Below are 16,861 nucleotides of genomic sequence, written 5' to 3'. Positions count from 1 at the left end.
GCTTGACCGCTTACAACTTGGCAGGCGGCAGAGTTCATGGCACATAAACTAAATGATATATCATCAAAAAGAAGCTTCGTCCGGGAGCTCTGCCAGCCTCTGGTGCTTCACGGCCCGGTTCGTCGCGGCGGAGGAGCGCCTTGCACGATCGGCTGAAAGCAAAGGCCCATGGATCGCTGGGCTCTATGAATTCCTCCGCTTCGGCATCAAGCAAGGCTGGGCCTGCCTGTTCGGCGGCCTCATGGTCGCCCTCCTGGTCGCCACGAAACTCTGGGATCCGGCTGCGCTGCCGGTCCCCCGCTACGATGCTCTGTTCGTGATGGCGATCCTGATCCAGGCGGCTTTGATCGCGATGCGCCTTGAGACCCTGGAGGAGGCCAGGGTCATCCTGCTGTTTCATGTGGTCGGCACGGCCATGGAGATCTTCAAGACCTCGGTCGGCTCCTGGGCCTATCCGGAGGCAAGCCTTCTGAGGATCGGCGGAGCCCCGCTCTTTGCGGGCTTCATGTACGCGGCCGTCGGCAGCTATCTCGCTCGCGTGTGGCGATTGTTCGATTTCCGCTTCACGCACCACCCGCCCGTTTGGGCAACGATCGCTCTCTCGGTTGGGATCTATCTCAACTTTTTCACGCACCACTTCGTCGCGGATCTGCGGCTCGTGCTGTTTGCCTTCACGGCCCTGCTGTTCGGACGCACGACGGTTCATTTCAAGGTATGGCGCGTGCACCGCCGGATGCCGCTGCTGCTCGGCTTCGTGCTCGTTTCGCTCTTCATCTGGTTCGCGGAGAACATCGGCACCGTTACGGGCGCATGGCTCTATCCGCATCAGATAAAGGGGTGGTCGATGGTGCCGTTCAGCAAGTTGGGGGCCTGGCTCCTGCTGATGATCATCTCATATGTGATGATCGCGGCTCTGAACCGCCCCCAACGCTATGTCTTTGAAACCGAGTGGAAGGATCACGTCGCGGATCCGAGCCCCGCAGGAGCCTGAAGAACCGCTCGAGGTGGTCGCCCGATCAGTGGCGGCCCGAACCGCTCTTCTTGCCGCCGCCATCCTGCTTGTTGACGGTCGCCCAGGCGCGCCGCTCGGCTTCCTTCTCCGAGACGCCACGGTGCTCGTAGGAATCCTCGATATGCTCCGCCTTGCGTTTCTGCTTGTCGGTATAAGCCGACTTGTCGCCACGAGACATGATATTCTCCTCTGCATGAAGCCTCTCGGCTCTTACCGGCCGTTCGACGACCGGTAGCGCTTGGGTGTTTCAACTCCAGCGCTGCGGGAGGGTTCCAGGGTGCGCCGGTCAGCCGCTGTTGCGCAGGCCTGCCGCGATACCGTTGATGGACAGGTGAATACCCTGCACCACCTCCTCGTCCGCATCTCCGGAACGGTGACGCTTCAAAAGCTCGATCTGCAGATGGTTCAAAGGATCGAGATAGGGAAAGCGGTTGCGGATGGAACGGGCGAGCAGCGGATTTCCGTCGAGGAGCGATTGCTGCCCCATGATCGCGAGCAGCAGCCTGATGGAATCCTCCCATTCGCGCCGGAGCCGGGGGAAGATGGCCTCGCGTAGGGCCTCGTCCTCGACAAGCTTCGAATAGCGCGACGCGATGGCGATGTTGCTCTTGGCCAGCACCATGTCCATGTTCGACAGGAGCGCCTGGAAGAACGGCCACTCGCGGTTCATCTCCTGCAGCAACGCAAGTCCGGTCTCGGGATGCTTCTCGACGAAGGCGTTGACCGCCGAGCCGAAGCCGTACCAGCCCGGCAGCATGAGGCGGCACTGCGCCCAGCCGAACACCCAGGGAATGGCGCGCAGATCCTCGATGCGCCGGGAATTCGTGCGCGAGGCTGGTCGGCTGCCGATGTTGAGATGGGCAATCTCACCGATCACGGTGGATTCCCAGAAATAGCGCTCGAAGCCTTCGGTCCCGTAGACGAGTGCGCGATAGGCTTCATAGGCGCTCTCCGAGAGTTCCTCCATGGCGGCGAGATAGTCGTCCCGCGGCGCAGATGGGCCGGCATGCAGCAGGGATGCCTCCAGAGTGGCCGCCGCGAGGATTTCGAGATTGCGTCGTCCGAGATCCGGGTTCGAGTACTTGCCGGCGATGACTTCGCCCTGCTCGGTGATGCGGATCGCGCCCTGCACGGCGCCGCCCGGCTGCGCGAGAATGGCCTGATAGCTCGGACCTCCGCCACGGCCGACGGAGCCGCCGCGCCCGTGGAACAGGCGCAGGCCGACGCCATGGCGCTTGAACACGGCGACGAGTTCCGTCTCGGCCTTGTAGAGCTCCCAGCCCGAGGTGAGATAGCCGCCGTCCTTGTTGCTGTCGGAATAGCCGAGCATGACCTCTTGCGCCTGGCCGCGGCTGCGCAGGAGCCGCATGTAGCCGGGCAGCGCGAAGAGATCGTCCATGACGCGGCTGCAGTTGCGCAGGTCCGCGATGGTCTCGAAGAGCGGGATGATGTTGACCGCCATCTCGCCTTCGTTCGAACGAAGCAGGCCCGCCTCCTTCAGCAGGAGAGCGACCTCCAGCACGTCGGACGGATCGCTCGCCTTCGAGATCACATAATTGGGAACGGCCGCCTGTCCGTAGCGCAGATGCGCCTTCGCGGCTTCGCGGACGATGGCGAGTTCGGACGCCGTTTCGTGCGAATAATCCAGATAAGGAGATGCCAGAAGGCGCGGGGTTCCGAGCTCCTCCAGCAGCAGATCGGCCCGCTGCTGCTCGGTGAGCGTCTCGTAAGCGGTGCCCGGGATGGCCTTCTCGAAGAGTTCGGCGACCACGCGCTCATGCACGTCGGAATTCTGGCGCAGGTCGAGGCTTGCGAGATGGAAGCCGAACACGTCGACCGCGCGGCGCAGGCGGCGCAGGCGTCCCCGTGCGAGACTGCCCGCGCCGTTCGACACCAGCGACCGGTGCAGGATCGACAGGTCGCCTGAAAATTCCTCGACATTCTCATAGGCCGGCGCCTCGCCGACCGCGTGCCGCGCGATATCCGCGTGGCCGAAGCCGGCGGCGGTCGCGGCCAGACGCGCATACAGGCCCGTGATCGCCCTGCGATAGGGCTCGCTCTGCCGGTGCGGAGAGTGATCGGGCGAGGCCTTGGCCAGCGCATGAACCTGCTCGGACGCATTTGCGTAGCGCTCGTCGAGCGACAGCTCCGCGCCGAGACGATGCAACTCCTCCAGGTGGAACCCGAGAGCATGCTTGCTCTGCAGGCGCAGAGCCTGCTTAAGCGCATCGGCCGTCACGAACGGATTGCCGTCGCGGTCTCCGCCGATCCAGCTCCCCATGCGCAGGAAGGACGGGATCTCCACGCTCTGCCAGCGAGGATCCGCTGCCGCGAGCTGGTCTTCGAGCGAGGCGTAGAACCGGGGCAGCTCCTGGAAGAAGGTGTAATCGTAATAGGACAAGCCGTTCACGACCTCGTCGATCACCTTCAGGCGGTTGCGTCGCAGAATGCTCGTCTGCCACAGGATCAGGACGGCGCGGCGGATAGCCTCCTCGGACGCCGCCTCCTCCTCCGGCGTCTGGGCGTAGCGGTCGCGCTGCGCGAGCACCTGGGAGATTTCCATTTCCCGGTCGATGGTGCTCTTGCGGCGCACTTCCGTAGGATGCGCGGTCAGAACCGGAACCACGAGGGCGGAGGCAAAGAAAGCCTGCAGGGCCTCCTGAGTGACACCCGCCTCCCGGGCGAGCTTCAGGGCACGGGCGAGCGTGCCCTCGCGTGGCGCCGGCGCGGCCGCGGCATGCGCCCCCGCCATGGCGTGGGCGCGGGAGCGGCGCACGTGGTGCTGGTCCTCGGCCAGGTTCGCCAGATGCGAGAAATAGCTGTAGGCGCGGATGATCTGGTTCGTCCGCCCGCGGGAGAGGCTGTTCAGAGTGGTCTCGAGTTCCCGACGCGCGGCCTCGTCCTCATCCCGGTGGAAGCGGATCGAGGTCTGGCGGATCCGCTCGACGACCTCGAAAACCGCCTCGCCCTCCTGCTCCCGGATCGTATCGCCGAGGAGCCGGCCGAGAAGCCGGATATCGTCGCGGAGCGGGAGATCCTTCTCGGGCGTGACGTCGGGATTGATGAGGGACAAGGCGCGGCTCCCGGCTCAGGCGTTCATGCTGCACCGCGGAATAAAACTCCTCCCCGCCTCCCTCTGCAAGCGTAATCTTATGTCGCGGCCGCCAAGCTCTCCCGGACCGCCCAACGGCCAGGATCATCGGTCTGGCCGATCAAAGCCAGGCCATAGGCAATCGATTCGAACTGATCGGCCGAGGCCAGCCGCTCCTCGCCGAAGCGCTCGGCGAAGAGGCGGCGGATCGCCGGCACGAAGGAGGTGCCTCCGGTCAGAAACACCCTGTCGACCTCGGCCGCCGAAATGCCCGATCGGGCGATCGCCTCGTCGACCGTCTCGGCGATCCGTCTCACGTCCTCGGCGATCCACCCTTCGAAATCCGTGCGGGAGATCGTCGCCTTGATGTCCACACTCTCGGCCTTGAAGCGGAACTCCGTCTCCTCCTCGTTCGACAGCGCCACTTTCGTGGCGGAAACGGCGCGGTAGAGCGCAAATCCCAGATCGTATTCGATGATGTCGATGAATTTCTCCAGCGGCTCGGGTTCGAGCGCCGCCTTCGCCAGTTCGCGCAGCTCCTTCAGGTCGCCGCTGCCCTTCATCATGGCGAGCTGGTTCCAGCGCGCGAAATTGGCGTAATAGTGATTGGGGATCGACAGCGTCTTGCCCATGGACCGGTAGAGCCCGCCCTTGCCGAGACGCGGTGAGACCACATGATCGACGATGCGGTAGTCGAACGCGTCGCCCGCGATGCCGATACCCGAATGGCCGAGCGGCTCCGCCCGGAGGACGCCGCTCGCGCGGGAGAAGCGCATCACCGAGAAATCGCTGGTGCCGCCGCCGAAATCCGCCACCAGCACGGTGGAATCATGATTGAGCGCGCGCGCATAGAAGAAGGCGGCGCCGACGGGTTCATAGACATAGCGCGCGTGATCGGCTCCGAGCTTGCCGAAGGCTGCGCGGTAGCGCTGCATGGCAAGATCGTCGTCCGGATTGTGGCCGGCGAACTGCACCGGCCGTCCGATCACCACGTTGCGGGCGCCCCAGTCGAGCCGTGAGCCGCCATGGCGCACGAGCGTGCGCAGGAACGTGCTCAGAAGATCCTCGAAGCGGTAGCGGTCGCGGAAGATCCGGGTCTCCTGGAAGGTCGCGCTGGCCGCGAAGGTCTTGAACGACTGGATGAAACGGTGCGGGTCGAGCCCCTCGAGAAACTGCTCGATGGCCCAGGGTCCGCCCTCGACCTGCGTCTTGAGGCCGTTGCCATGGCGTTCGTCCCAAAAACAGAGAGCAGTGACGTAGACCTTCAGGTTTTCACCGCCGTGATCGAAGGTCAGCGCCTCCACATTCCCGTGCGCATCGGCGACTGCAACGACCGTATTGCTGGTTCCGAAGTCGATGCCGATGGAAAGATCTTGCAAGGAGGACATGGCGGACCCGGTTCAATTCGGTGGAGGGCTGGATGGTCTATACGGCCCGCCCCCGGGAGCCAAGAGGAATTTGGCGGACCTTCATCCGATCCTTCCCTTGGGTCACTGCGACCCCGGGGCTGGGGATAGGCCGTTGACCCCGAGGGCCGGCACCCCGTAGAAGCCGCACCTTATCGTCATATCGGAGAGGTCCATGCTATCCATCGGTCAGCGCATCGCGAGCGAACTGAATGTTCAGGAATGGCAGGTCAAGGCGGCCGTCGAGCTGCTCGACGGCGGCGCGACCGTCCCCTTCATCGCGCGCTACCGTAAGGAAGTCACCGGCACCCTCGACGACGCACAGTTGCGAACCCTGGACGAGCGCCTGCGCTATCTGCGCGAACTGGAGGACCGCCGCAAGACGATCCTCGACAGCATCCGCGAGCAGGGCAAGCTCACCGACCAGCTGACGCTCCAGATCAACGATGCCGACACCAAGGCGCGCCTCGAGGACCTTTACCTCCCCTACAAACCCAAGCGCCGCACCAAGGCCCAGATCGCCAAGGAAGCGGGGCTCGAGCCTCTCGCCGATCTCATTCTCGCCGAGCCGCAGCGCGATCCGAAGGAGGCCGCCGCCGCTTTCGTGAACCCGGACAAGGACGTTGCGACGCCGGAAGCTGCGCTCGAGGGCGCGCGCTCCATTCTCGTGGAACGCTTCGCCGAGAATGCGGAACTCCTGGGCGCGCTGCGCGAGATCTACTGGGAGCGCGGCACCCTCACGTCGAAGGTGCGCGACGGCAAGCAGACCGACGGCGCGAAGTTCTCCGATTACTTCGACTTTGCCGAACCTTTGCCCAAACTCCCCTCCCACCGCATTCTCGCGCTCTTCCGCGGCGAGAAGGAGGAAATCCTCGACCTCCGCATGGAAGAGGACAAGGATGCGGCGGAGCCCGGTTACGTCAGCCGCTACGAGGGCCGCACGGCTTTGGCCTTCGGCATCGCCGATCGGGGCCGCCCCGGCGACAAATGGCTTCTGGACACCGTGCGCTGGGCCTGGCGCACGAAGCTGCGGTTCTCCATCGAGCTCGACATGAAGATGAAGCTCTGGCAGCTCGCCGAGGACGAGGCCGTGAAGGTCTTCGCCGGAAACCTGCGCGATCTTCTGCTCGCCGCGCCCGCCGGCACGCGCCCGACGCTCGGCCTCGATCCGGGCTATCGCACGGGCGTGAAGGTGGCCGTGGTGGATGCCACCGGCAAGGTGGTGGCGACGGACACGATCTATCCGCACGAGCCGAAGCGCCAATGGGACGAAGCCCTCGCGTCCCTCGCGCGCCTGTGCCGCGTGCACAAGGTGGAACTCATCGCCATCGGCAACGGCACCGCCTCGCGCGAGACCGACAAGCTCGCAGGCGAACTCGTTGCCAAGCACCCGGACCTCAGGCTCACCAAGATCATGGTCTCGGAGGCCGGCGCCTCCGTCTACTCGGCCTCGGCCTATGCGAGCCAGGAGCTTCCCGATCTCGACGTCTCGCTGCGCGGCGCCGTGTCCATCGCCCGGCGGCTGCAGGACCCGCTGGCGGAGCTGGTGAAGATCGATCCCAAATCCATCGGCGTCGGTCAGTACCAGCACGATCTCGCCGAATACAAGCTCTCACGCTCGCTCGATGCGGTGGTGGAGGATTGTGTGAACGCGGTGGGCGTCGATCTCAACACCGCCTCCGCACCGCTTCTGGCGCGGGTGTCGGGTCTCGGCGAATGGGTCGCCAGGAACATCGTCACGCATCGCGACACCAAGGGCCCCTTCAAGACGCGCAAAGCCCTCACCGACGTGTCGGGTCTCGGCCCGAAGACCTTCGAGCAGGCCGCGGGCTTCCTGCGCATCCCCAACGGAGATGATCCGCTGGACGCTTCCGGCGTGCACCCGGAAGCCTATCCGGTTGTTCGCCGCATTCTCGAAGCGACCAAGAGCGACATCAAGGTTCTGATCGGAAACGGCGGCGTGCTGAAGAAGCTCACGCCTCAAAACTTCACGGACGAGAAATTCGGCGTGCCGACCGTGAAGGACATTCTGGGCGAGCTGGAAAAGCCGGGCCGCGATCCGCGTCCCGAGTTCAAGACCGCGACCTTCATGGAAGGCGTCGAGAAGATCAGCGATCTCACGCCCGGCATGATGCTGGAAGGTGTCGTGACGAACGTGGCCGCCTTCGGGGCCTTCGTCGATATCGGCGTGCACCAGGATGGGCTCGTTCACATCTCCGCGCTGTCCGACACCTTCGTGAAGGACCCGCGCGACGTGGTGAAGCCCGGCGACATCGTGAAGGTGAAGGTTCTCGAGGTCGACATTCCGCGCAAGCGCATTTCCCTCAGCATGCGCATGAGCGACCCCGCCGAGAAACGCTCCTCCGGCCGCCAGGACGACAATCGCGGCGCGTTCCAGAAGCACCGTTCGCAGAACGACAAGAAGGCCGCGGCCCCGGCCGCCTCCGGCGGAGCCCTGGCCGATGCCCTGCGCCGCGCCGGAATGGGGCCGGGTTCCGGTAAGGACAAGAACTCCCGCCGCTGATCGCCCTCCCGGACAGGGACGGCCGTTTTCAAAGCCCGCGCAGGTCCCATGCCTGCGCGGGCTTTTTCATGAGGCTTGCAACGGCCGGGAACGTCAGAGGGAGAAGCGGGACAGCCCGAATGCCGAGATGTCGACCTTGCTCGTTCCGTCGATCATGCATTGCGCGGCCGCTTCGCCGATGGCCGCCGAATGCTTGAAGCCGTGGCCCGAGCACGGCGACACGACGAGGATGCGCTCGCTTTCCGGATGCCGGTCGATCAGGAAATGGGAATCCGGCGTTACCGTGTAGAGACACGTCACCGCCCGCTTGGCATGGGGGCGAAGGCCCCGGACCCGGCCGGCAAGATGCGTCTCGTACATGGCGATGGACTCGGCAGGCGTCACGGTCCGCTCGACCTCGTCCGGATGCACGAAGGCGTCATATTGCTCGCCCGCCGTCTTGATCGCATTGCTGCCGCTCAAGGACGGAAAGCCGTAGAAGAAGTCGTTGGGGCTCGGTCCATGCCCCCAGGCGAAGACCGGGCTTTGCGACCAGTGTCTCGCATAATCCGGATCGACCTCGAACCAGTGCATCACCTGACGGGCGGGCGAGAGCAGCCGCGCGAACGGCGCACCCAGAAGCGAGGAAGCCCAGGATCCGGCGGAGACGATCGCCTGTCCGGCCAGAAGCTCTCCCTGATCCGTGACGACCTTGACCCCGCTGCCCTCCGGCGAGACGGAGATCACGCGCGTGCCGAGCTGCGCGACCGCCCCCAGGGCGCGGGCCAATTCGAGCTGGACCGCGACGCACCGCTCCGGGTTGAGATAGCCGCCGCCCGGCTCGAAATAGCCGATTTCGTCCTCGCGGGGCATGAATTGCGGATGGCGACGGCGGATCTCGGCCGCATCGAGCATCTCATGGGGAATATCGTAGGCGATAGCGGATTTCTGAGTGCGCTCCAGAAAGGCGGAGCGGATCACGCCGCCCGAGGCGGGCGCACTCGACCCCATGATCAGGCACCCGTTCTGCACGAGAAGCCGCTCTCCGGTCTCCGCTTCCAGCTCCTTCCAGAGCTCGTTGGAGCGCAGGACGAGCGGCACATAGACCTCGCCCTCTCCGATGGCCTGGCGGGTGATGCGCGTCTCGCCATGGGTCGAGCCCTGATCGTGGGGCGGAGAGAACCGGTCGATGCCGACGGCGTTCATGCCTCGTTTCGCCAGCTGGTAGAGCGCAGCCGAACCCATGGCGCCGAGGCCGACGACGACAACATCACACGTTTGGGGAAGGCTCATTCGAGAAAGGTCCTTGTTTTTTCCATTCCAACCAGAATCGTCTCCTGGCCGCAAGACCGGCGCATGAGCCCGGGAATGGTTCCCCGGGGCTCAGCTTGTCTTAAAGGACAATCTCCCTTAGAACCGCTTGTGTCTCACGGGGAGCCTCACGAAGGGGCTGAGAGGCGGAATGGCCGCCGACCCGTCGAACCTGATCCGGGTCATGCCGGCGGAGGGAATGAGCATGCGACATCGCAGACGAAACTGCGCCCCGTGCGAATTGTGCCGCCAACCCGGCTTGCATCATGCATGGGAGCAATCTTGATGTTACGCCGAACTCTTCTCACCCTCGCCTCGCTCGCTCTCGCGGCGAATGCCGCCTTTGCCCAGAGCAAACCCGTTCTCACGGTCTATACCTACGGCTCGTTCGCTGGAAAATACGGCCCCGGCAAGACCGTCAAGGAGCGATTCGAGGCGACCTGCGGCTGTGAGCTGACCTGGGTCACCGCCGAGGACGCCGGAAGCCTCGTCGGGCGCCTGCGCCTCGAAGGCACCGGCACGAAGGCCGATGTGGTCCTGGGCCTCGACGTGAACCTCGCGGCGGAAGCCAAGGCGCTCGACGTCTTCGCTCCGCACGGCATGGTGGTGAAGGATCTGGCGCTGCCGATCGCCTGGAGCGACGACACCTTCATTCCTTTCGACTGGGGCTACTACGCCTTCGTGTACGATTCCGACAAGCTCCCCAATCCACCGAAGAGCCTCAAGGAGCTCGTCGAGAACCCGAACGGCCCGAAGGTGGTCCTGCAGGATCCGCGCACCAGCGCGCCCGGCCTCGGCCTCCTGCTCTGGATGCAGAAGGTCTACGGCGACAAGACGGGCGAGGCATGGTCCCAGCTGAAACCGCGCATCGTCACCTTCACCAAGGGATGGTCGGAGGCCTATGGCCTGTTCCTGAAGGGCGAAGCCGACATGGTGATGTCCTACACCACGTCTCCGGCCTACCACATCGCCGTCGAGAAGAAGTCCAACTACAAGGCCGCCATCTTCTCGGAAGGACACTACATGCAGGTGGAGATCGCCGGCATGACGCGCACGACCCGGCAGCCCGAACTCGCGAAGAAGTTCATGGCCTTCCTGCTCAGCGAGCCTTTCCAGTCGGCCATGCCCGAGGGCAACTGGATGCTGCCGGTAAAGACGCCCGCCGCAGGCCTGCCGGCCGCGTTCAAGGATCTGGCGCAGCCGCAGAAGGCTCTGCTGTTCACGCCGGAGGAAGTGCTGCAGAACCGTCGCGCCTTCACCGATACATGGCTCAACGCCACGGCGCGCTGACCGCATCTCGATGACGAGAACGCTGCCCCATCCCGGAAGTCTCGTGGCCTTGACCCTGTTGGCTCTGGTTGCGGGCGGCTTCATCGCTCTTGCGGTCGTCGGAGGAGAGAAGCCGACGCTTCTCTCCATCGGCCTCTATCTCTGGCGCGTCCTGGCCTTCTCGATCGTTCAGGCCGCTCTCTCCACTCTTCTCTCCCTCCTGCTCGGCGCGGCCCTGGCGCTTGCCTTGGCGCGCCGCCGCTTTCCGGGGCGCAGCGGGGTTCTGGCGCTTCTGGGCACCACCATGGTGATCCCCACCATCGTGACCGTCTTCGCGGTCTTCGCCGTCTACGGACGAAGCGGATGGGCCGCACAGATCCTCTCGCATCTGGGATGGACGGGCGGCTTCAGCATCTTCGGCTATCCCGGCATCCTGATCGCCCACGTGTTTCTCAACGCACCCTTCGTGGCGCGCATCCTCCTCGATTCCTTGAGCCTCGTTCCCGCCGAGCATTGGCGCCTCGCATCGGCCTTCGGCTTCACGCCGGGCCAGATCTTCCGCCATCTCGACTGGCCGGTGCTGCGCGCCGAACTGCCGGGGCTCGCAGGGCTCGTCTTCCTGCTCTGCTTCAAGAGCTTCGCCATCGTGCTGGCGCTCGGCGGAGGGCCGTCCCGGTCCACCCTCGAAGTCGCCATCTACGAAGCGCTGAAGATCGACCTCGATTTCGGACGCGCGGCCTGGCTCTCGCTGATCCAGCTCGCCATCTGCCTGACCCTGACGGGCGTCCTCAACTGGGCTTTGACGCGCCCCCCGACGACCCACACCATCCGGGGACTGGTCGAGCGTCCCGACGCGCGCAACCGACGCCTGAAGATCCTCGACGCCGCCATTCTCGGGATCGGGACGCTCTTCATCGCGCCCCTCGCGCTCAGTCCTCTGGGCGGATTGAGCCATATCGTCTCGGTCATCGACGCAGACCTCGCGCGCGCCTTCGTCACGAGCATGGCGATCGCCGCCCTTGCCGCGACGATCGCCTGCCTGTCCGCGCTCGCCCTCGCATCCGCCGCGCGGCGATGGCGCGTCGTTCACCGCTCGCCACGGATCGCGGCCATCTACGATGCCCTGCCCAACACCCTGCTGGCCGTTCCTCCCTTTGCGCTGACGGCCGGCCTGTTCCTGATCGTGCGGCGCTTTGCCGATCCCTCGGCTGCGGGCCTCATTCTCCTGCCCCTGATCAACGGCCTGGCGGCCATTCCCTTCGCCTATCGCTCGCTCGCGCCGCGCCTCTTGACGGCGGAGGAACGATACGGCCGCATCGCCGCGTCCCTGGGACTTGCCGGCGTGTCCAAGCTCGCCATCATGGACTGGCCCCTGCTCAGGCGTCCCTTCGGCTCCGCCTTCGCGCTCGCCATGGCTCTCTCGTTCGGCGATTTCGGAATCATCGCCCTGTTCGGCGGGCAGGATCTCGTCACCCTGCCCTATCTCCTCTTCGAGCGCCTGGGATCGTACCGGCTCGACGAAGCCTCGGCCATCGGCCTCTTCATCGTCCTCGTCGCGTTTGTCCTCGCTCACGTTTCGGGCCGCCTGTCTCATGCTGGTAATTGAAAACTGCCGTCTCACATGGCCGGATTTTACGGCCGATTATTCCCTGACGGTGCAGAAGGGCGCCCTGTGCGCCGTCGTCGGCCCCTCGGGCGGCGGGAAGACCACCCTGCTCCACATGATCGCGGGCTTCGAGACGCCGGAGACCGGAAGGCTCGCCTTCGACGGGATCGATCTTCTGCCCCTCGAACCGGCCAGGCGCCCGGTCGCGATCGTCTTTCAGGACCACAATCTCTTCCCGCATCTGACGGCGGCGCAGAACGTCGCCTTGGGGATCCGGCCGTCCCTGCGCATGTCCGACGACGAGGCGCGCCACATCGACGGGACGCTGGAATCCGTCGGCCTGCAGGGCTTCGGCGCGCGCAGGCCCGGCGAGATGTCGGGCGGGCAGCGCCAGCGCGTGGCCCTGGCGCGCGCCCTCGTCTCGGGAAGGCCGATGATCCTCCTCGACGAGCCGTTCAGCAGCCTCGATCCAGGCCTTCGCCGCGACATGGTCCGCCTCGTCGACGATCTGCGCCGCCGGCGACCCGTCACGATCCTCATGACGATCCATACGCCCGAAGACGTCGCCGACCTGGCCGACCAGATGGTGTTCGTGGCAGACGGCAGGGTCGTCGCGTCGGACAAACCCTCGGTCATTCTCGGCGGATCCCTCGCGTCCCGGATCGCGGCGGCGGTCTCGGAGACGTGAGACCCTCACGGAGCGCCTGCCCCGAAAGGCCTGGGTATGGCGGCGCCGCGCCCCTTTCCCAACTGGATATTAAGTGGCATCATACCGGTCTGGTCTTCCGCTTTCCTGAAAGTCCTCCTCCCCCATGAGCATTCCCCTGTTTCTCGGCATCGACGGCGGCGGCACGAAATGCCGGGCGCGGCTGCGGGATGCGGACGGGAATTTGCTGGGGGAAGGCTCCGGAGGACCCTCCAATGTCCGCCTCGATCCCGATCTGGTCTGGAACTCCATTCTGACCGCCTGCCGCGAGGCCGTGGCCCAGGCTGGGCTTCGGGATGAGGTCTTCGCGTCCACGCATGTGGGGATGGGGGCCGCAGGCGCGGGACAGGCGAGCGCCGTCGAACGGCTCCTGTCTCGTCCGCACCCCTTCGCGTCCTTTTCCATCGATACCGACGCCCATACCGCCTGGCTCGGTGCCTTCAACGGCGGCGACGGCGCCATCCTCATCCTGGGCACGGGCTCCTGCGGCTATGGCGGCGTCGGCGGACAATGCCGCTATGTCGGCGGCTGGGGCTTCGAGATTTCCGACGAGGGCAGCGGAGCCGCCCTGGGACGCGAGCTTCTGCGCCGTTGCGTCTGGGCTCATGACGGGCGGATTGCCTCCACGCCGCTCTCCGATGCACTGCTCGCCGAGTTCCGCAACGATCTCGAGGTGCTCGTCGACTGGGTCGGCACGGCCCGCCCGGGCGATTACGCCCGTTATGCGCCCCTCGTGTTCGCCCATGCCGACCGGCGCGATCCGCTCGCCATCGCGCTGGTCCAGGACTCGGCGGCTGGAGCCACACACATCGCCACACGGCTTCTGGAACTCGGCGCGCCAGCCCTGTGCCTGTTCGGCGGCCTAGCCGAGCCCCTGCGCCCGTGGATGCCGCCGCCGGTTCAGCAGACGATCGTGCCGCCGCAGGCGGACGCCCTGGACGGCGCCATCCTTCTCGGACGCAGCGCTGCCTCCCGGAGGCCGACATGAGCGGCCACGCGACGGCGGCCCTCACCCTTCCCCTGGACGAGAGCAATCCCACGCCGCTCTACCTGCAGCTTCAGCAATCCATCGAGGATGCCGTCCGCAAAGGCTCCCTCAAGGCGGACGACGCCCTTCCCGGCGAGCGGGATCTCGCGAGACAGCTCGGCATCTCGCGCGTGACCGTGCGCAAGGCCATCACCGGCCTGGTCCGGAAGGGCGTTCTGGTCCAGCGCTGGGGCTCGGGCACCTTCATCGCGCCACAGATGCGCCTGGAGCAGCCGCTCTCGCGCCTGTCGAGCTTCACGGACGACATGTCGGCGCGCGGGTTGCAATCCTCCGCCGTGCTCCTGAGCCGGTCCACGGGAGCCGCCTCGCCCGACGAGCTGATGGCGCTGGGCCTCTCGCCCGGCGAAACGGTGAGCCGCGTCAACCGCCTGCGCATGGCCAATGACATTCCCATGGCGATCGAGCACGCGGTGCTCCCGTCCCGATTTCTGCCTGATCCGGGCCTCGTGAAGCAGTCGCTCTATGCGGCACTGCACGAGCAGGGCTTCATGCCGGTCCGCGCGCTGCAAAGGCTGCATGCGGTGCTCCTGAACGAGGAACAGGCCTCACTCCTCCACGTTCCACCCCAGAGCCCTGCCCTCTATATCGAGCGGCGATCGTTTGCGGCGACGGGCGAGGTCGTCGAGTTCACCTCGTCCTATTACCGGGGCGATGCCTATGACTTCGTGGCCGAGCTGACCATCAGCCAGCCCGAACGGATTCAACATGATGCCTGATCAGACTTCCTCCGCCATGACCGCCATGCTGACCGAGGCCCGCGAGGCGCCCCAGGTCGTCGCACGCCTGCTCGACGAGAACGCGCCCCTGTGCCGGGATCTCGGCGCGCGCCTGCGCGCATCGCCGCCGCCCTTCGCGGTGACCTGCGCGCGCGGCAGCTCGGACAATGCCGCGACCTTCGTCAAATACATGCTCGAGATCCATTCGGGCCTCGTCACGGCCTCTGTCGGTCCTTCCGTGACTTCGGTGTACGAAGCCCGCCCGCGCATGCGCGACGCGCTCTTTCTCGCCGTGTCCCAATCGGGCCGCAGCCCCGACATTCTCAACCTCGCCCAGGCCGGGCGCGACGACGGGGCGCTGACGGTCGCGCTCGTCAACGACACCACCTCGCCGCTGGCCTCCACATGCGAGGTCGTGCTGCCGCTCCATGCAGGCCCTGAGAAGAGCGTGGCCGCGACGAAGTCCTTCATCGCGGCGCTTGCCGCAGGGTTTCAGCTCGTCGCGCATTGGTCGCAGGACAAGGAATTGCTGTCGGCGCTCGACACCCTGCCGGACGTGCTCGCGAAGGCCGCCGCCATCGACTGGTCGGCCGCGCTTTCCCGGCTGTCCGCGTCCGACAACCTCTTCGTCGTCGGCCGCGGCGTCGGCTTTGCCGTCGCGCAGGAAGCGGCCCTGAAGCTGAAGGAAACCTCCGGTGTCCACGCGGAAGCCATGAGCGCCGCCGAACTGATGCACGGCCCCTGGACCCTGGCGGGCGATCATTTCCCCATTCTGGTCCTGAGCCAGCGCGACGAGACGCTGAGCGGCGTGAACGATCTCGTCACGAAGCTCAACGACCAGGGTGTTCCCGTCGTCGTGGCCGGCGCGGCCGAAGGCCCGGCTGCCGTGATGCTGCCCTCGGTCGAGAACGTGCATCCCTATCTTGCCCCGATCGCCATGATTCAGAGCTTCTATCCGCTCGTGAACGCCATCGCGCTGGCGCGCGGGCGCAACCCGGACAATCCCCCGCGTCTGCGCAAGGTCACGGAGACGGTCTGATGCCTCTTGCCCTCACCGGCGCCCGCATCTTCGACGGAACGCACATGCTCGAAGGGCGCGCGGCCGTGATCGAAAACGGCCGCATCGTCGCGGTTCCGCAGGAACGCGACCTCGGCGCGGGCATCAAGCGCCGCCCGGTGACGGGCCTGCTCGCTCCCGGCTTCATCGACGTTCAGGTGAACGGCGGCGGCGGTCTGATGTTCAACGATCAGCGCAGCGTGGAGTGCCTCAAGGCCATCGCGGCCGCGCACCGCAAATACGGCACCACCGGCCTGCTGCCGACCTTCATCACCGACACCCGGGATAAGATGGCGGAGGCCGTCGCGGCGGCGCGGGCTGCTCTGGCGGCCGGCGTTCCCGGCATTCTCGGCATCCATCTCGAAGGCCCCTTCATCAATCCGGCCAAGAAGGGCGTCCACAACCCGGACTTCATCCGGCCCCTCGAGGTCGAGGACCTCCAAATCCTGACGTCCCTGAAGGAAGGGCGCACCCTCGTGACGCTCGCGCCCGAGCGCAACAGCATGGAGACCATCGCCCGGCTGGCGACGGAGGGCGTGCTCGTCTGCGCGGGCCACACGATGAGCGACTACGGCACGCTCATGGAAGCCTTCCGCCACGGTCTCAGGGGCTTCACGCACCTCTACAACGCCATGCCGCCGCTCGCGGGCCGCGATCCCGGCCCCGTGGGGGCGGCCCTCGACAATCGCGACGCCTGGTGCGGGCTGATCGTGGACGGCCACCATGTGAGCGATGCCGCCCTGCGGCTTGCCATTGCGGCGAAGGGCACGGAGCGCATGATGCTGGTGACCGACGCCATGGCGGTGACGGGCACGGACATGAAGGCCTTCGATCTCCACGGCCGCACGATCTACCGCAAGGACGGCAAGCTCGCCACGGAGGACGGAACGCTCGCCGGCTCCGATCTCGACATGGCCTCGGCGATCCGCAACGGCGTGGAGCGGCTCGGCCTCGGCCTCCCCGACGTGCTCCGGATGGCGTCCCTCGTTCCGGCCGCCTTCCTGAGGCTCGACCACGAACTCGGGCGCATCGCGTCGGGCTATCGCGCCGACCTCGTCCTGCTCGACGAAGACCTGCATGTGCAGGATACGTGGATTGCGGGCGAGGCCTTGTCCTAGAGCATCGGACGTGAAAAG

13 protein-coding genes and 1 riboswitch are annotated in these 16,861 nt (G+C 65.9%); of the genes, 9 read left to right on the top strand and 4 right to left on the bottom strand.

Annotated features, from left to right (window positions below; all coding sequences use genetic code 11):
- The first annotated feature begins 52 nt into the window (after positions 1-52).
- Positions 53-991, top strand: coding sequence for a DUF817 domain-containing protein (locus AB8841_RS11815; protein WP_370436047.1), 939 nt, complete (start codon positions 53-55; stop codon positions 989-991).
- A gap of 25 nt (positions 992-1,016) precedes the next feature.
- On the opposite strand, the gene AB8841_RS11810 is transcribed toward AB8841_RS11815, so the two are convergent.
- The 3 genes from AB8841_RS11810 to AB8841_RS11800 form a co-directional block, all read right to left on the bottom strand.
- On the bottom strand, positions 1,017-1,190 hold the full coding sequence (locus AB8841_RS11810; protein ID WP_370439400.1) for a hypothetical protein: 174 nt from the start codon (positions 1,188-1,190) through the stop codon (positions 1,017-1,019).
- Positions 1,191-1,298: 108 nt separating this feature from the next.
- A complete protein-coding gene (ppc, locus tag AB8841_RS11805; protein WP_370436046.1) occupies positions 1,299-4,085 on the bottom strand; it encodes a phosphoenolpyruvate carboxylase in 2,787 nt (928 codons plus the stop codon).
- A gap of 77 nt (positions 4,086-4,162) precedes the next feature.
- The gene (locus AB8841_RS11800; protein WP_370436045.1) at positions 4,163-5,491 is read right to left on the bottom strand and encodes an Hsp70 family protein; all 1,329 of its coding nucleotides are present in this window, start codon (positions 5,489-5,491) and stop codon (positions 4,163-4,165) included.
- A 193-nt stretch (positions 5,492-5,684) separates the two neighbouring features.
- On the opposite strand from AB8841_RS11800, the gene AB8841_RS11795 reads away from it, so the two are divergent.
- On the top strand, positions 5,685-8,033 hold the full coding sequence (locus AB8841_RS11795; RefSeq protein WP_370436044.1) for a Tex family protein: 2,349 nt from the start codon (positions 5,685-5,687) through the stop codon (positions 8,031-8,033).
- Positions 8,034-8,126: 93 nt separating this feature from the next.
- On the opposite strand, the gene solA is transcribed toward AB8841_RS11795, so the two are convergent.
- Positions 8,127-9,305, bottom strand: coding sequence for an N-methyl-L-tryptophan oxidase (gene solA / locus AB8841_RS11790; protein WP_370436043.1), 1,179 nt, complete (start codon positions 9,303-9,305; stop codon positions 8,127-8,129).
- Positions 9,306-9,432: 127 nt separating this feature from the next.
- A riboswitch (TPP riboswitch) is annotated at positions 9,433-9,540 on the top strand.
- A 68-nt stretch (positions 9,541-9,608) separates the two neighbouring features.
- On the opposite strand from solA, the gene thiB reads away from it, so the two are divergent.
- The 7 genes from thiB (at position 9,609) to nagA (ending at position 16,843) form a co-directional block, all read left to right on the top strand.
- Entirely contained in the window at positions 9,609-10,613 is a 1,005-nt protein-coding gene (thiB, locus tag AB8841_RS11785) for a thiamine ABC transporter substrate binding subunit (RefSeq protein WP_370436042.1), read from the top strand.
- A 10-nt stretch (positions 10,614-10,623) separates the two neighbouring features.
- On the top strand, positions 10,624-12,198 hold the full coding sequence (locus AB8841_RS11780) for an ABC transporter permease subunit (protein WP_370436041.1): 1,575 nt from the start codon (positions 10,624-10,626) through the stop codon (positions 12,196-12,198).
- Entirely contained in the window at positions 12,185-12,886 is a 702-nt protein-coding gene (locus AB8841_RS11775) for an ATP-binding cassette domain-containing protein (RefSeq protein WP_370436040.1), read from the top strand. Before AB8841_RS11780 ends, AB8841_RS11775 begins: the two co-directional genes overlap by 14 nt.
- Before the next feature lie 124 nt (positions 12,887-13,010).
- Positions 13,011-13,892, top strand: coding sequence for a BadF/BadG/BcrA/BcrD ATPase family protein (locus AB8841_RS11770; RefSeq protein ID WP_370436039.1), 882 nt, complete (start codon positions 13,011-13,013; stop codon positions 13,890-13,892).
- Positions 13,889-14,668, top strand: a complete 780-nt coding sequence (locus AB8841_RS11765) for a GntR family transcriptional regulator (RefSeq protein WP_370436038.1) — start codon at positions 13,889-13,891, stop codon at positions 14,666-14,668. Before AB8841_RS11770 ends, AB8841_RS11765 begins: the two co-directional genes overlap by 4 nt.
- Entirely contained in the window at positions 14,658-15,707 is a 1,050-nt protein-coding gene (locus AB8841_RS11760) for an SIS domain-containing protein (protein WP_370436037.1), read from the top strand. Before AB8841_RS11765 ends, AB8841_RS11760 begins: the two co-directional genes overlap by 11 nt.
- Positions 15,707-16,843 (top strand): N-acetylglucosamine-6-phosphate deacetylase, encoded by a 1,137-nt coding sequence (gene nagA, locus AB8841_RS11755; protein ID WP_370436036.1) that lies wholly within the window; start codon positions 15,707-15,709, stop codon positions 16,841-16,843. The genes AB8841_RS11760 and nagA overlap by 1 nt, the downstream gene beginning before the upstream one ends.
- Positions 16,844-16,861 lie beyond the last annotated feature (18 nt).

The sequence above is a fragment of the Microvirga sp. TS319 genome (genome assembly GCF_041276405.1).
In the GTDB taxonomy this organism is placed as follows: Bacteria; Pseudomonadota; Alphaproteobacteria; order Rhizobiales; family Beijerinckiaceae; genus Microvirga.
Note: the sequence above shows the minus strand (reverse complement) of the source record. Positions and strands in the feature narration are given on the sequence as shown.

Bases quoted from the DNA above. Each gene is read 5' to 3' on its own strand.
- AB8841_RS11815 (WP_370436047.1), top strand. From the start codon at position 53: ATGATATATCATCAAAAAGAAGCTTCGTCCGGGAGCTCTGCCAGCCTC.
- AB8841_RS11780 (WP_370436041.1), top strand. From the start codon at position 10,624: ATGACGAGAACGCTGCCCCATCCCGGAAGTCTCGTGGCCTTGACCCTG.
- solA (WP_370436043.1), bottom strand. From the start codon at position 9,305: ATGAGCCTTCCCCAAACGTGTGATGTTGTCGTCGTCGGCCTCGGCGCC.
- AB8841_RS11760 (WP_370436037.1), top strand. From the start codon at position 14,658: ATGATGCCTGATCAGACTTCCTCCGCCATGACCGCCATGCTGACCGAG.
- AB8841_RS11810 (WP_370439400.1), bottom strand. From the start codon at position 1,190: ATGTCTCGTGGCGACAAGTCGGCTTATACCGACAAGCAGAAACGCAAG.
- thiB (WP_370436042.1), top strand. From the start codon at position 9,609: ATGTTACGCCGAACTCTTCTCACCCTCGCCTCGCTCGCTCTCGCGGCG.
- AB8841_RS11770 (WP_370436039.1), top strand. From the start codon at position 13,011: ATGAGCATTCCCCTGTTTCTCGGCATCGACGGCGGCGGCACGAAATGC.
- AB8841_RS11795 (WP_370436044.1), top strand. From the start codon at position 5,685: ATGCTATCCATCGGTCAGCGCATCGCGAGCGAACTGAATGTTCAGGAA.
- AB8841_RS11800 (WP_370436045.1), bottom strand. From the start codon at position 5,491: ATGTCCTCCTTGCAAGATCTTTCCATCGGCATCGACTTCGGAACCAGC.
- nagA (WP_370436036.1), top strand. From the start codon at position 15,707: ATGCCTCTTGCCCTCACCGGCGCCCGCATCTTCGACGGAACGCACATG.
- AB8841_RS11765 (WP_370436038.1), top strand. From the start codon at position 13,889: ATGAGCGGCCACGCGACGGCGGCCCTCACCCTTCCCCTGGACGAGAGC.
- AB8841_RS11775 (WP_370436040.1), top strand. From the start codon at position 12,185: ATGCTGGTAATTGAAAACTGCCGTCTCACATGGCCGGATTTTACGGCC.